Source organism: Burkholderia sp. MSMB1078WGS (assembly GCF_001528895.1).
Taxonomy (GTDB): domain Bacteria; phylum Pseudomonadota; class Gammaproteobacteria; order Burkholderiales; family Burkholderiaceae; genus Burkholderia.
Genome location: NZ_LPDI01000100.1, coordinates 171,272 through 184,804, shown reverse-complemented (window position 1 = coordinate 184,804; position 13,533 = coordinate 171,272). Strand labels below are relative to the sequence as shown.

Below are 13,533 nucleotides of genomic sequence, written 5' to 3'. Positions count from 1 at the left end.
GCGCCGCCCGGGACAACGAAAGCCGCGATACGCGATACGTATCGCGGCTTTTTTCATGCGACGAGAAACCGCGCGCCGCACGCTCAGCGCGCGTCGATCAGCAACGCATCGTGCTCGAACGAACCGTCGGGCTGCACCGCGTAATAGCCGCGCACCTCGTCCGGCGCATGCGCCCACAGCGCGCGAATGCCGGCGACGCTGTCGGCCGGTGTGCGGATGCGCGCGACCCACGTGTCGAAATCGATCGGCAACCGCCAGCGGCTGTGCACCTGCGCATCGAAACCGGCTGCGCGAAACATCGCGAGCCATTCGTCCGCGCGATAGTTGCGCACGTGCGACGCGTCGCGCAGCACTTCCGCGGCCTGCAGGTACGTATCGAGGAGCGGATGATCGTTGCCGGCGATGTCGATCATCAACACGCGGCCGCCCGGCTTCAGCACGCGACGCACCTCGGCGAGCGCCGCGCGCATGTCGTGCCAGTGGTGCGCGCTCATCCGGCTCACGACCCAGTCGAACGTCGCGGTGTCGAACGGCAGCCGCTCGGCCGGGCCCTGCTGCGTGCGGATGTTCGCGAGCCCGCGCTCGCGTGCGGCCGCGTCGACGGTCGCGAGCATCGGCGCGGCGAGATCGTACGCGACCACGTCGCGCACGTGCGGCGCGACCGCGAAGCTCGCGTGGCCGGCGCCGCAACCGAGGTCGAGCACCGCCGCATCGGGCGTCGCACTCACCGCGTCGGCGAGCGCCTGCAGGTCGGCGCCCGTCGCATGAACCGTGCTCGTCAGATAGGCGGCGGCCGTCGTGCCGAATGCGTCGGCGACCTGGTCGTGGTGTTTCATCGTTCGCTCCTTTTCTTGATGCAGCCGGCCGAACCCGGCGCTCCCGCGCGCGATCCGGCCCCGTGCAACGTATTGTGGGACGCCCGCTGCCCTGCCAGCGCGCGAGCCGCTACAATAGGCCCGCACGTGTACCAGTACAAGTTAAGCAGTTATTCTGGTATTCGATCCACCTGTCTGATCGTTGCCGCGTCTTCGTCTCCATTTCGCCGTTTCCGCATGAACCAGCCGTCCTCCGCTCCCGTCCCGCCGCTCGACGCCACGCCCGCTCGCGCGCTCGGCGAATTCATCCGCACCCATCGCGAGCGGCTGTCGCCGCAGGCCGTCGGCCTGCCGCCCGGCCCGCGCCGCCGCACGCCGGGGCTGCGGCGCGAGGAAGTCGCGCAACTGTGCGGCGTCAGCCCGACCTGGTACACGTGGATCGAACAGGGCCGGCCCGTGTCGGCGTCGGCCGACGCGCTCGCCCGGATCGCCGTCGCGCTGCAACTGTCGAAGGCCGAGCGCGCGTACCTGTTCGAGCTGGCCGCGCAGCGCGACCCAGCCGAGCCCGATGTCGCGGGCGGCGACCTGCCGCCGACGCTCGCCGCGACCGTCGCGGCGATCGCGACGCCCGCCTACGTGCTCGACCGCCAATGGAACGCGCTCGCGTGGAATGCGCCGGCCGCCGCGCTCTTTTCCGGCTGGCTCGACGGCGAGCACGACCGCAACCTGCTGCGCTTCACGTTCATGTCGCCGGACGCCCGCACGCTGATCGTCGACTGGGAAACCCGCGCGCGGCGGCTCGCGGCCGAATTCCGCGCCGATGCGATCCGCCACCTGACCGATGCGCCGACGCGCGCGCTGATCGACGCGCTGACGGCCGGCAGCGACGCGTTCGCGCAGTACTGGGCATCCCAGGACGTGTTCGAGCGCGAAGGCGGGCTGCGCGAATTCGACCACCCGGCCGACGGCCGCCTCGTGTACCAGCAGATCACGCTGAAGCCCGCGCACCGCGAGGACCTGAAGCTCGTCGTGCTGGTACGCGACTGAGCACCGGCCGCGCCGGCAAAGGCCGGTGGGCCGGCCCGCGAATGTTAGAATCGCGGGATTCCCTCGGCGGCGCACGCCGCCCAACTCCCCTTCGAAGAATCGCCATGACGTCCCAACTGCACAAAAAGGGCGAGGCCTGGTCGGCCCGCTTCTCGGAACCGATGTCGGAGCTGGTCAAGCGCTACACGTCGTCGGTGTTTTTCGACAAGCGCCTCGCGCTCGTCGACATCGCCGGCTCGCTCGCGCACGCGAACATGCTCGCCGCGCAGAAGATCATCAGCGCCGACGACCTGGCCGCGATCGAACGCGGGATGGCGCAGATCAAGGGCGAAATCGAGCGCGGCGAATTCGAATGGCAGCTCGACCTGGAAGACGTCCACCTGAACATCGAGGCGCGCCTGACCGCGCTGATCGGCGATGCCGGCAAGCGCCTGCACACGGGCCGCTCGCGCAACGACCAGGTCGCGACCGACATCCGCCTGTGGCTGCGCGGCGAGATCGACCGCATCGGCGGCCTGCTGAACGACCTGCGCGGCGCACTGATCGACCTCGCGGAACAGAACGCCGACACGATCATGCCGGGCTTCACGCATCTGCAGGTCGCGCAGCCGGTCACATTCGGCCATCACCTGCTCGCGTACGTCGAGATGTTCACGCGCGACGCGGAACGCATGCGCGACTGCCGCACCCGCGTGAACCGCCTGCCGCTCGGCGCGGCCGCGCTCGCGGGCACCAGCTACCCGATCGACCGTCACGCGGTCGCGAAGACGCTCGGCTTCGACGGCATCTGCGCGAACTCGCTCGACGCGGTGTCGGATCGCGACTTCGCGATCGAATTCACCGCGGCGGCCGCGCTCGTGATGACGCACGTGTCGCGCTTCTCCGAAGAGCTCGTGCTGTGGATGAGCCCGCGCGTCGGCTTCATCGACATCGCCGACCGCTTCTGCACCGGCAGCTCGATCATGCCGCAGAAGAAGAACCCCGACGTGCCGGAACTCGCGCGCGGCAAGACCGGCCGCGTGAACGGCCACCTGATGGCGCTGCTCACGCTGATGAAGGGCCAGCCGCTCGCCTACAACAAGGACAATCAGGAAGACAAGGAACCGCTGTTCGACACGGTCGACACGGTCGCCGACACGCTGCGGATCTTCGCCGAGATGGTCGCGGGCATCACCGTGAAGCCGGACGCGATGCGCGCGGCCGCGCTGCAGGGCTTCTCGACCGCCACCGACCTCGCCGACTACCTCGTGAAGCGCGGCCTGCCGTTCCGCGACGCGCACGAAGCCGTCGCGCACGCGGTCAAGATCTGCGACGACCGCGGCATCGACCTCGCCGACCTGACGCTCGACGAGATGAAGCGGGAACTGCCGAACGTCGCGCACCTGATCGGCGACGACGTGTTCGGCTACCTGACGCTCGAAGGGTCGGTCGCGAGCCGCAACCATCCGGGCGGCACCGCGCCCGACCAGGTGCGTGCAGCCGTCAACGCTGCCCGCGCCGCGCTGGGCAAGTAGCGACCCGCAGTCTCCGACGGACGCCTTCGGCGTCCGTTTTTCATTCGGGCGGCGCGTCGGCCGCCCGCCGCTTTCCCCGCTTCACGGATGCCCCGATGACCTTTTCCGCCGCGCTCTTCGACATGGACGGCCTGCTCGTCGATTCCGAGCGGACCATCATGGACACGTGGATCGACGTGTCGAACGCGCACGGCGTCGCGCTGACCGAGATCGATTATCTGCAGATCGTCGGCCGCTCGTTCGCCGAAGGCCAGGTGATCCTCGCGCGACTGATCGGCGACCCCGACACGTTCGACGCGGTGCGCATCCGCGTGCGCGAGCAACTCGCCGCACCCGAACCCCATCCGAAGTTTCCGCTGAAGTCGGGCGCGCTTGCGCTGCTCGACACACTCGCGCAGGCCGGCATTCCGTGTGCGGTCGCGTCGTCATCCGCGCGCGACGTGATCCGCGCGCGGCTCGACGCCGTCGGCGTGCTGCCGTTCTTCCGCGCGATCGCGGGCGGCGACGAAGTCGCGCGCGGCAAGCCCGACCCGGCCGTCTACCGGCTCGCGGCCGAGCGCCTCGGCGTGCCGGCCCACGCGTGCGTCGCGTTCGAGGACAGCGACTTCGGCGCGCTGTCGGCCGCCGGCGCGGGCGCCGCGGTCGTCACCGTGCCCGACCTGAAGGCGCCGACGCCCGACATCGTCGCGCTGAGCCTGCACGTGCTCGCGTCGCTCGACGACGCGGTCGCGCTCGTGCCGACGTGGTTCGGCCGGCTGGACACGCAGCAGAGCGCGTAAGCGGCGCACACGGCCCGCCAATGCTAACGGGCACCCGAGGGTGCCCGTTTTGCGTTGCCGAGCCGGATCACCGGCCTCGCCGCGATTCCTACCGATTGCCGGCCGTCTCCGACAGCCGCTTCATCGTCGCGATGCGCGCACCGATCAGGTCGACGCGGCCGTCCTCGCCGACGAGCGGCGCCGTCGCATCGCGGAACGCCACCCACGCGCGCTGCGCGCGCACGAGCGTCGCGGCCGAATGCGCGGGCATCTTGCGGCGCAGCTTCTGGTAATAGCGGTTCAGGTCGAACAGCGCGTGTTCGCACGCGGCGTCCTGCGCGCACGGCCGCACGCGGCGGATCGCCGGATCGCGCGGCGCGTTCGCCGGCTTGGCGCCGGCCGGTGCAGCCGCAGCCGCACCGCCCTGCGCACCGCTCGTCGCCGCGACCGGCACGGCGGCGGGCGGCGGTGCATAGCGATCGGCCGCCCCGCGCAGCGCCAGCGCGCGATCGCGCACCGGCTGCAGTTGCAGGTCGGCGCTCGACATCGCATACGCGGTGCCGCGCGTCGTGTCGTACACGGCCTTCAGCAGTTGCACTTCGTCCTTGCGCCACGTGAGCCAGCGGCGCTGGCTCTCCTGCCAGCCGCGCTTCGCGTCGGCCGGCGCATCCTTCGACAGGCGCTGGTACGCGCCGTCCATCACTGCCTGCCACTGCTGCTGCGCTTCGCCCATGCACTGGATCTGGCCGGCCGGCGACGACCGATCGCGCCGCGCGAGACATTGCCGCATCGCGACGTCGATCGGGTCGGCCGCCGCGACTTCCGCGTGAACGGCACCCGCGCCTGCGAGCCCCGTCAATCCTGCCGCCCAGACGACGAGCGCGGCCAGCGCCGCGCGCGTCGTCCGGAATCGTCCGTGCGTCGCCATCAGTCGCGCACGCAGTCGACGAAGTACTCGACGCGGCCGTTCACCTCTTCCGCGACGAGGCCGTGGATGTCGGTGTGGAAGCCCGGGAAACGCTCGTTGAAGTCGCGCGCGAACCGCAGGTAGTTCACGATCGTCTTGTTGAAGCGCTCGCCCGGGATCAGCAGCGGAATGCCCGGCGGGTACGGCGTGAGCAGGATGCTCGTCACGCGGCCTTCGAGCTCGTCGAGCGGCACGCGGTCGATCTTGCGGTGCGCGAGCTTCGCGAACGCGTCCGACGGCTTCATCGCCGGCTCCATGTCCGACAGGTACATCTCGGTCGTCAGACGGGCGATGTCGTTCGCGCGGTACACGTCGTGGATCTGCGTGCACAGGTCGCGCAGGCCGACGCGCTCGTAGCGCGGATGCTGCGCGACGAATTCCGGCAGCACGCGCCACAGCGGCTGGTTGTTGTCGTAATCGTCCTTGAACTGCTGCAGCTCGGTCACCATCGAGTTCCAGCGGCCCTTCGTGATGCCGATCGTGAACATGATGAAGAACGAATACAGGCCCGTCTTCTCGACGATGATCCCGTGCTCGGCCAGATACTTCGTGACGATCGCGGCCGGAATGCCGGTCTCGCCGAACTCGCCGTCGACGTCGAGCCCCGGCGTGATGATCGTCGCCTTGATCGGGTCGAGCATGTTGAAGCCTTCCGCGAGCGGGCCGAAGCCGTGCCAGTGGTCGTTCGGCTTCAGCATCCAGTCTTCGCGCGAACCGATGCCTTCCTCGGACAGGTTGTCCGGCCCCCACACGCTGAAGAACCAGTCGTCGCCGTATTCGGCGTCGACCTTGCGCATCGCGCGGCGGAAGTCGATCGCCTCGGCGATCGATTCCTCGACGAGCGCGGTGCCGCCCGGCGGCTCCATCATCGCGGCCGCGACGTCGCACGACGCGATGATCGCGTACTGCGGGCTCGTCGACGTGTGCATCAGGTACGCCTCGTTGAAGCGGTGCTTGTCGAACGTGCGGTTCTCCGAATCCTGCACGACGATCTGCGAGGCCTGCGAGATGCCGGCGAGCAGCTTGTGCGTCGAGTGCGTCGCGAACACGAGCGCGCCCGTGCGCGGCCGGCCGTCGCCGATCGCGTGCATGTCGCGGTAGAAATCGTGGAACGTCGCGTGCGGCAGCCACGCTTCGTCGAAGTGCAGCGTGTCGAGCAGGTCGCCGAGCAGGTCCTTGATCATCTCGACGTTGTAGACGACGCCGTCGTACGTGCTCTGCGTGATCGTCAGGATCCGTGGCTTCATGTCCGGATTCTGGCGCATCGCCTCGCGCGCGAACGGGTTCGCCTCGATCTTCTTGCGGATGTTCTCCGGCTTGAACTCGTCGCGCGGGATCGGCCCGATGATGCCGAAATGGTTGCGCGTCGGCGTGAGGAACACCGGGATCGCACCCGTCATCGTGATCGCGTGCAGGATCGACTTGTGGCAGTTGCGGTCGACCAGCACGATGTCGCCGGGCGCGACCGTCGCGTGCCAGACGATCTTGTTCGACGTCGACGTGCCGTTGGTCACGAAGAACAGGTGATCCGCGCTGAAGATGCGCGCCGCGTTGCGCTCGGACGCCGCGACCGGGCCCGTGTGATCGAGCAGCTGGCCGAGTTCGTCCACCGCGTTGCAGACGTCCGCGCGCAGCATGTTCTCGCCGAAGAACTGGTGGAACATCTGGCCGAGCGGGTTCTTCAGGAACGCGACGCCGCCCGAGTGACCGGGGCAGTGCCACGAGTACGAGCCTTCGTCCGCGTACTTGACGAGCTCCTTGAAGAACGGCGGCGCGAGCGAATCGAGATAGACCTTCGCTTCGCGGATGATGTGGCGCGCGACGAACTCCGGCGTGTCCTCGAACATGTGGATGAAGCCGTGCAGCTCGCGCAGGATGTCGTTCGGCAGATGCCGCGACGTGCGCGTCTCGCCGTACAGGAAGATCGGGATGTCCGCGTTGCGGCGGCGCACTTCGGTGACGAACGCGCGCAGCTCGATGATCGCGGTCGCGAGCTCGGGCAGCTCGCCGTCCGGCCCGGTTTCGCCGAGCATGAGTTCGTCGTCGTCGATCGACAGGATGAAGCACGACGCGCGGCTCGATTGCTGCGCGAACGACGTCAGATCGCCGTAGCTCGTGAGGCCGAGGACTTCGACGCCCTCCTTCTCGATCGCTTCGGCCAACGCCCGGATGCCGGAGCCCGAGATGTTCTCGGAGCGGAAATCTTCGTCGATGATGACGACGGGAAAACGAAACTTCATGGGCGATTCTCCAAAAAGAACGACCGCGGCGCGTCACGCGCAGCGGTCACCCGGAAACTGGTGAGACGTTATGCAACCAGATCAGGTTTTCGGCAGCGTGACACCGCGCTGACCCTGATACTTGCCGCCGCGATCGGCGTACGACACGTCGCACACTTCGTCGCTCTCGAAGAACAAGACCTGCGCGACGCCTTCGTTCGCGTAGATCTTCGCGGGCAGCGGCGTGGTATTCGAGAATTCCAGCGTGACGTAGCCTTCCCACTCGGGTTCGAACGGCGTCACGTTGACGATGATCCCGCAGCGCGCGTAGGTCGACTTGCCGAGGCAGACCGTCAGCACGGTGCGCGGGATGCGGAAATATTCGACGGTGCGGGCCAGCGCGAACGAATTCGGCGGGATGATGCACACGTCGCCCTTGAAATCGACAAACGAACCCTCGTCGAAGTTCTTCGGATCGACGATCGTCGAGTTGATGTTCGTGAAGATCTTGAATTCGTCCGCGCAGCGGATATCGTAGCCGTAGCTCGACGTGCCGTAGCTGACGATCCGGCGGCCGTCCTCGGACGCGCGGACCTGATCGGGCACGAACGGCTCGATCATCTTGTGCTCTTCGGCCATGCGCCGAATCCATTTGTCGGACTTGATGCTCATGCCGGCCTCCGCGCATGGCGGGAACGGGGGGACTGCATCCCCCCGAGCGAACGAAGTGAGCGTTGGGGTCGTTTCATATCGGGGCGCCAGGAAACGCTGCGTGACAGTCGGGAAGGGCCGCTCGCGCCAGGCGGCGGCCGGGAAAGGCGCACATTTTACGCGATCGTCGGCCCACGCATGCGGCGGCCGTCAACGGATCACCCCGCAAGCCAGCGCGGGCCCCGCGCCATGCTGCGGAAACGCCGGGTCGCTCGAGTCGCGGTGCACCAGCGCCGCGCGGTTCATCGCCGAGCGCACGCCATCGAGGGCCAGGTCGGGCGCGACGATGAAGCCGGCCGCGACGCCGTTCGCATCCGCATGGATGTTGCCGAGATCGCCGGCGACGCGCGCGCCCGCGCGCAGCCGGTCGGCGGCCGGCGCGAACACCTGGCCGGCGCTCGAGCCGTCGCCCGCGTTGCAGTCGCCGCGTTCGTGCACCTGCAGCGCGTGATCGCTGTTCGGCGGCAGGCCGACCAGGTTGTAGGTGACCTGCACGCCGTCCGGGCGCTCGACGAACGTCACCGCGCCGCGCGCCTGCGAGCCGACCGTCGGCTGCAGTTGCGCGTCGGCCCGTTTTTCGTGCGACGAGGAAAAGGAGGTACAGCCGGCCAGCAGGCCCAGCGCGGCGGCGGCCAGCAGCGCGCGCCGCGCGCGGCCGGCGCGCACGCCGTGATGTCGTTGTTTCATTCGATCCTCATACCGGCTGGCGGCCGTGTGAGACGACGGCCGCGCCGGGTGGGTAAAGGGACCCGGGAAAAGTCGCCATGATACCGCGCCTCGCGGCGCCGTAAACAGCGTGAGGCCCCGCCCCGCAAGGGTTTTACGTATTTTGAACAACGATCGACGGGAACTTCGACGTCATGTCGCGCGATCGCTCGGCGATCGCCAGCGCGACGCCGCGCGCGATATCGCGGTAGCGCCGCGCCAGCGCGCCGTCCGGCTCGGCCGCAACCGTCGGCGCGCCGCTGTCGGCGCGCTCGCGAATCGCGATGTCGAGCGGCAGGCTGCCGAGCACGTTCACGCCGTAATCCTTCGCCATCCGCTCCGCGCCGCCCGCGCCGAAGATGTGCTCCTCGTGGCCGCAGTTCGAGCAGATGTGGATGCTCATGTTCTCGACGATGCCGAGGATCGGAATCCCGACCTTCTCGAACATCTTCAGCCCTTTCTTCGCGTCGAGCAGCGCGATGTCCTGCGGCGTGGTGACGATCACCGCGCCGGTGACGGGCACGCGCTGCGCGAGCGTGAGCTGGATGTCGCCCGTACCGGGCGGCATGTCGACGATCAGGTAGTCGAGCTCGCGCCAGTTGGTCTGGCGCAGCAGTTGCTCGAGTGCGGACGTCGCCATCGGGCCGCGCCACACCATCGGGTTGTCTTCCTCGATCAGGAAGCCGATCGAGTTCGCCTGCAGCCCATGGCCGACGAGCGGGTTCATCGACTGGTTGTCCGGCGACTCGGGGCGCTGGCCGTGGATGCCGAGCATCGTCGGCAGCGACGGGCCGTAGATGTCGGCGTCGAGGATGCCGACCGCCGCGCCTTCCGCGGCGAGCGCGAGCGCGAGGTTCACGGCCGTCGTGCTCTTGCCGACGCCGCCCTTGCCCGACGCGACCGCGACGATGTTCTTCACGTTCGGCAACAACTTCACGCCGCGCTGCACCGTATGCGCGACGATCTCCTGCGACACGGCGACGCGCGCGTCGCGCACGCCCGGCACGGCCTGCAGCGCCGCGGCGACGCGCGCGCGCACGTCGTCGTGCTGGCTGCGCGCCGGATAACCGAGCACCACGTCGAGCGCCACGACATCGCCGTCGATCGCGACGTTGCGCACGCCCTTGTTCGCCGCGTACGGGCGGCCGGTATTGGGATCGACGACTGCCGCCAGTGCGGCGTCGACTTGTGCCCGGTCAATGCTCATCGAAACTCCGTGAAAACGTTTTTCGCGCGCGCAAACGTCAAAAAATATCAAATTACGCTGCGAAAATCGGGAAAAGTGAAAGAATCTGTTGCACGCCATTGCGCGAACGCGCGACCCGGCGCACTCTTCGCGTGCGGCACGCTATAGGGCCAAATCGGCCGCTTACGCCTATATTGTAGAGGCTGACGCGTCGCACTGTCCGAACAGCCACGCTGACGGACAGGGCATGCGACCGCCTCGGCGGCTGCCGCGAGCGCAGGCCGGCCTTCCTTTTTCGGCGGGCCCGCGCAGGGAGCCGTAGCTGTTGTTTGTCGTCGTTGTCGACTCGTTCAACCAAGAGAGGAATCCAACATGAACATGAAAATCGCGACTCGCCTGTCCGTCTTCGCACTCGCCGGCGCGCTGCTGGCAGGCTGCGCCACGCAGCAGGGCAACAATACGGCCGTCGGCACCGGCACGGGTGCGGCGCTGGGCGCAGGGATCGGCGCACTGGCCGGCGGCGGCAAGGGCGCGGCGATCGGCGCGGGCGTCGGTGCACTGGTCGGCGGCGTGACGGGTTACAACTGGCAAGCGATCAAGAACAAGCTCGCGCCGTCGGCAGCGCAGACGGGTACGCAGGTCACCGAACAGCCGGACGGCTCGCTGAAGCTGAACGTGCCGAGCTCGGTCACGTTCGCGACGAACCAGTACGCGATCACGCCGGCGTTCACGCCGCTGCTGAACGACCTGGCGACGACGCTGAACCAGAACCCGCAAGTGACGGCGTCGATCGTCGGCTACACGGACAGCACGGGCTCGGCGCAGCTGAACCAGACGCTGTCGCAGAACCGCGCGCAAAGCGTCGTGAACGCGCTCGTGCAGCGCGGCGTGAACGGCGGCCGTCTGTCGGCGCAAGGCATGGGCGCATCGAACCCGATCGCGGACAACGCGACCGAAGCCGGCCGCGCACAAAACCGCCGCGTCGAGATCTACCTGCGCGCGCCGCAACAGCATCAGTAAGCGCGACCACGAGAGGAAACGGGCGGGCGCCCTGCCCGCACAGCCCCGCCTCACAAGGCTTTCGGCGGGGCCGGTAACAAATCGAAAAATTTTTCGAACTTCTGTCGCAGGCCGTGGTCAGTATTTACGGTACGCGGCTGGTGTTGCCGGCGCGTCACCATTCTCCTCTTGTCGTTGTTGCTCCGGGGCCGTATCCGCCCCGGTTTTTTTTGCCCGCGAAATTCATGCTGCAATGCAGCACGACGCTGTCGGGCGCGCCGCATGCGCGGCCGCGCCCCTTCCGCCGCCCCTTCCGCCGCCCCTTCCGCCGCCCGGTCCGCGGCGCGTGCCCGCCGCGCCGGCCCGTGCCCCTGCTAGAATCGCGGTTTCCCGTCGTTTTTCCCGCTGTTCTTCTCCAGACCCTATGTCCGCATCCGACCTCACTTCCGTGCAGGCTGCGGCGCCGCAAGGCGGCCGCCAGATCCTCGTTACGTCCGCACTGCCCTATGCCAACGGGCAGATCCACATCGGCCACCTGGTCGAGTACATCCAGACCGACATCTGGGTGCGGGCGCTGCGAATGCATGGCCACGAGGTCTACTACATCGGCGCCGACGATACGCACGGCACGCCGATCATGCTGCGCGCGGAGCAGGAAGGCCTGACGCCGAAGCAGCTGATCGACCGCGTGTGGACCGAGCACAAGCGCGACTTCGACAGCTTCGGCGTGTCGTTCGACAACTTCTACTCGACCGATTCGGACGAGAACCGCGTGCTGAGCGAGAAGATCTATCTGGCGCTGCAGGAAGCCGGCCTGATCGCCGAACGCGAAATCGAGCAAGCGTACGATCCGGTCAAGGAAATGTTCCTGCCGGACCGCTTCATCAAGGGCGAGTGCCCGAAGTGCCACGCGAAGGACCAGTACGGCGACAGCTGCGAGGTGTGCGGCTCGACCTACCTGCCGACCGAACTGCTGAACCCGTATTCGGTCGTGTCGGGCGCGACGCCGGTGCGCAAGACCTCGAAGCACTACTTCTTCCGCCTGTCCGACCCGCGTTGCGAATCGTTCCTGCGCGAATGGGTGAGCGGCCTCGCGCAGCCCGAAGCGACCAACAAGATGCGCGAATGGCTCGGCGATGCCGGCGAAGCCAAGCTCGCCGACTGGGACATCTCGCGCGACGCGCCGTACTTCGGCTTCGAGATCCCCGGCGCGCCCGGCAAGTATTTCTACGTGTGGCTCGACGCGCCGGTCGGCTACTACGCGAGCTTCAAGAATCTGTGCGACCGCAACGGCATCGATTTCGATGCGTGGATCCGCCCGGGCTCGAAGGCCGAGCAGTATCACTTCATCGGCAAGGACATCCTGTACTTCCACACGCTGTTCTGGCCGGCGATGCTCGAGTTCTCGGGCCACCGCACGCCGACCAACGTGTTCGCGCACGGCTTCCTGACGGTCGACGGCGCGAAGATGTCGAAATCGCGCGGCACGTTCATCACCGCGCGGAGCTACATCGACACGGGCCTGAACCCCGAGTGGCTGCGCTACTACTTCGCCGCGAAGCTGAACGCGACGATGGAAGACATCGACCTGAACCTCGACGACTTCCAGGCGCGCGTGAACAGCGATCTCGTCGGCAAGTACGTGAACATCGCGAGTCGCGCGGCAGGCTTCCTGATCAAGCGTTTCGACGGCCGCGTGCAGGACAGCGCGATGAATCATCCGCTCGTCGCGAAGCTGCGCGATGCGATTGCGCAGATCGCCGCGAACTACGAAGCACGCGAATACGGCCGCGCGCTGCGCCACACGATGGAGCTCGCGGACGAAGTGAACGCGTACGTCGATGGCGCGAAGCCATGGGATCTCGCAAAGGATCCGGCCAACGCGGTCGCGCTGCACGAAACCTGCAGCGTGAGCCTCGAAGCCTTCCGCCTGCTGTCGCTCGCGCTGAAGCCGGTGATCCCGCGCGTCGCCGAAGCGGTCGAGGCGTTCTTCGGGATCCCGCCGCTCGTGTGGGCCGATGCCGCGAAGCCGCTGTCGTCGGCGCAGCCGATCAAGGCGTACCAGCACCTGATGACGCGCGTCGATGCGAAGCAGATCGAAGCGCTGCTCGCCGCGAACCGCGATTCGCTGCAGGCCGAAGCGACGGGTGCAGCCGCCGCGAGCGCGAACGCCGCGAAGAATGCGAAGCGCAATGCCAACGAGAAGCCGGCCGCCGCGAACGGCACCGACGACGCGCCGATCTCGATCGACGATTTCGCGAAGATCGACCTGCGCATCGCGAAGATCGTCGCGTGCCAGGCCGTCGAAGGCTCGGACAAGCTGCTGCAGCTCACGCTCGACGTCGGCGAGGAAAAGACCCGCAACGTGTTCTCGGGCATCAAGTCCGCGTACCAGCCGGAGCAGCTCGTCGGCAAGCTGACGGTGATGGTCGCGAACCTCGCGCCGCGCAAGATGAAGTTCGGCCTGTCCGAAGGGATGGTGCTCGCCGCGTCGGCCGCCGACGAAAAGGCGGAACCGGGCCTCTACATCCTCGAGCCGCACAGCGGCGCGAAGCCCGGCATGCGCGTGAAGTAAGCCGAACGCGCTGCTGCCTGCGCAAAAAAGCCCCGCA

At 67.8% G+C, this 13,533-nt stretch carries 11 protein-coding genes; 5 read left to right on the top strand and 6 right to left on the bottom strand.

Features of this window, described 5'->3' with window-relative positions:
* Nucleotides 1-83 precede the first annotated feature (83 nt).
* Nucleotides 84-836 (bottom strand): class I SAM-dependent methyltransferase, encoded by a 753-nt coding sequence (locus tag WT24_RS26490; protein ID WP_060036295.1) that lies wholly within the window; start codon nucleotides 834-836, stop codon nucleotides 84-86.
* Between the two features lie 216 nt (nucleotides 837-1,052).
* Between WT24_RS26490 and WT24_RS26485 the strand changes: the two genes are divergently transcribed.
* The 3 genes from WT24_RS26485 (at nucleotide 1,053) to WT24_RS26475 (ending at nucleotide 4,155) form a co-directional block, all read left to right on the top strand.
* The gene (locus tag WT24_RS26485; protein ID WP_060036294.1) at nucleotides 1,053-1,862 is read left to right on the top strand and encodes a helix-turn-helix transcriptional regulator; all 810 of its coding nucleotides are present in this window, start codon (nucleotides 1,053-1,055) and stop codon (nucleotides 1,860-1,862) included.
* 104 nt (nucleotides 1,863-1,966) lie between these two features.
* Complete coding sequence (gene argH / locus WT24_RS26480; protein ID WP_059504829.1) at nucleotides 1,967-3,376, top strand: argininosuccinate lyase; 1,410 nt, start codon at nucleotides 1,967-1,969, stop codon at nucleotides 3,374-3,376.
* A 95-nt stretch (nucleotides 3,377-3,471) separates the two neighbouring features.
* Nucleotides 3,472-4,155 carry an HAD family phosphatase gene (locus WT24_RS26475; RefSeq protein ID WP_060036293.1) on the top strand — a complete coding sequence of 228 codons (684 nt, stop codon included), beginning with the start codon at nucleotides 3,472-3,474 and terminating at the stop codon, nucleotides 4,153-4,155.
* An 88-nt stretch (nucleotides 4,156-4,243) separates the two neighbouring features.
* Here the strand turns inward: WT24_RS26475 and WT24_RS26470 are convergent, their stop codons facing one another.
* The 5 genes from WT24_RS26470 to apbC all read right to left on the bottom strand — a co-directional run bounded on the left by WT24_RS26470 (nucleotide 4,244) and on the right by apbC (nucleotide 9,943).
* On the bottom strand, nucleotides 4,244-5,062 hold the full coding sequence (locus tag WT24_RS26470; protein WP_060036292.1) for a lysozyme inhibitor LprI family protein: 819 nt from the start codon (nucleotides 5,060-5,062) through the stop codon (nucleotides 4,244-4,246).
* Nucleotides 5,062-7,341 carry an arginine/lysine/ornithine decarboxylase gene (locus WT24_RS26465; RefSeq protein WP_059504824.1) on the bottom strand — a complete coding sequence of 760 codons (2,280 nt, stop codon included), beginning with the start codon at nucleotides 7,339-7,341 and terminating at the stop codon, nucleotides 5,062-5,064. Before WT24_RS26465 ends, WT24_RS26470 begins: the two co-directional genes overlap by 1 nt.
* Before the next feature lie 81 nt (nucleotides 7,342-7,422).
* Nucleotides 7,423-7,992, bottom strand: a complete 570-nt coding sequence (gene dcd, locus WT24_RS26460; protein ID WP_006398615.1) for a dCTP deaminase — start codon at nucleotides 7,990-7,992, stop codon at nucleotides 7,423-7,425.
* Nucleotides 7,993-8,181: 189 nt separating this feature from the next.
* Nucleotides 8,182-8,718: a superoxide dismutase [Cu-Zn] gene (gene sodC / locus WT24_RS26455; RefSeq protein WP_034208121.1), complete on the bottom strand. Its 537-nt coding sequence runs from the start codon at nucleotides 8,716-8,718 to the stop codon at nucleotides 8,182-8,184.
* A 133-nt stretch (nucleotides 8,719-8,851) separates the two neighbouring features.
* Nucleotides 8,852-9,943 (bottom strand): iron-sulfur cluster carrier protein ApbC, encoded by a 1,092-nt coding sequence (apbC, locus tag WT24_RS26450; protein WP_059504822.1) that lies wholly within the window; start codon nucleotides 9,941-9,943, stop codon nucleotides 8,852-8,854.
* A gap of 351 nt (nucleotides 9,944-10,294) precedes the next feature.
* On the opposite strand from apbC, the gene WT24_RS26445 reads away from it, so the two are divergent.
* Nucleotides 10,295-10,942, top strand: coding sequence for an OmpA family protein (locus tag WT24_RS26445; RefSeq protein ID WP_006485420.1), 648 nt, complete (start codon nucleotides 10,295-10,297; stop codon nucleotides 10,940-10,942).
* Between the two features lie 403 nt (nucleotides 10,943-11,345).
* Nucleotides 11,346-13,496, top strand: a complete 2,151-nt coding sequence (metG, locus tag WT24_RS26440) for a methionine--tRNA ligase (protein WP_060036291.1) — start codon at nucleotides 11,346-11,348, stop codon at nucleotides 13,494-13,496.
* Nucleotides 13,497-13,533: the final 37 nt, after the last annotated feature.

Coding starts and splice junctions, on each gene's coding strand:
- WT24_RS26475 (WP_060036293.1), top strand. CDS start 3,472: ATGACCTTTTCCGCCGCGCTCTTCGACATGGACGGCCTGCTCGTCGAT.
- sodC (WP_034208121.1), bottom strand. CDS start 8,718: ATGAAACAACGACATCACGGCGTGCGCGCCGGCCGCGCGCGGCGCGCG.
- WT24_RS26485 (WP_060036294.1), top strand. CDS start 1,053: ATGAACCAGCCGTCCTCCGCTCCCGTCCCGCCGCTCGACGCCACGCCC.
- metG (WP_060036291.1), top strand. CDS start 11,346: ATGTCCGCATCCGACCTCACTTCCGTGCAGGCTGCGGCGCCGCAAGGC.
- argH (WP_059504829.1), top strand. CDS start 1,967: ATGACGTCCCAACTGCACAAAAAGGGCGAGGCCTGGTCGGCCCGCTTC.
- dcd (WP_006398615.1), bottom strand. CDS start 7,992: ATGAGCATCAAGTCCGACAAATGGATTCGGCGCATGGCCGAAGAGCAC.
- WT24_RS26470 (WP_060036292.1), bottom strand. CDS start 5,062: ATGGCGACGCACGGACGATTCCGGACGACGCGCGCGGCGCTGGCCGCG.
- WT24_RS26490 (WP_060036295.1), bottom strand. CDS start 836: ATGAAACACCACGACCAGGTCGCCGACGCATTCGGCACGACGGCCGCC.
- WT24_RS26465 (WP_059504824.1), bottom strand. CDS start 7,341: ATGAAGTTTCGTTTTCCCGTCGTCATCATCGACGAAGATTTCCGCTCC.
- apbC (WP_059504822.1), bottom strand. CDS start 9,943: ATGAGCATTGACCGGGCACAAGTCGACGCCGCACTGGCGGCAGTCGTC.
- WT24_RS26445 (WP_006485420.1), top strand. CDS start 10,295: ATGAACATGAAAATCGCGACTCGCCTGTCCGTCTTCGCACTCGCCGGC.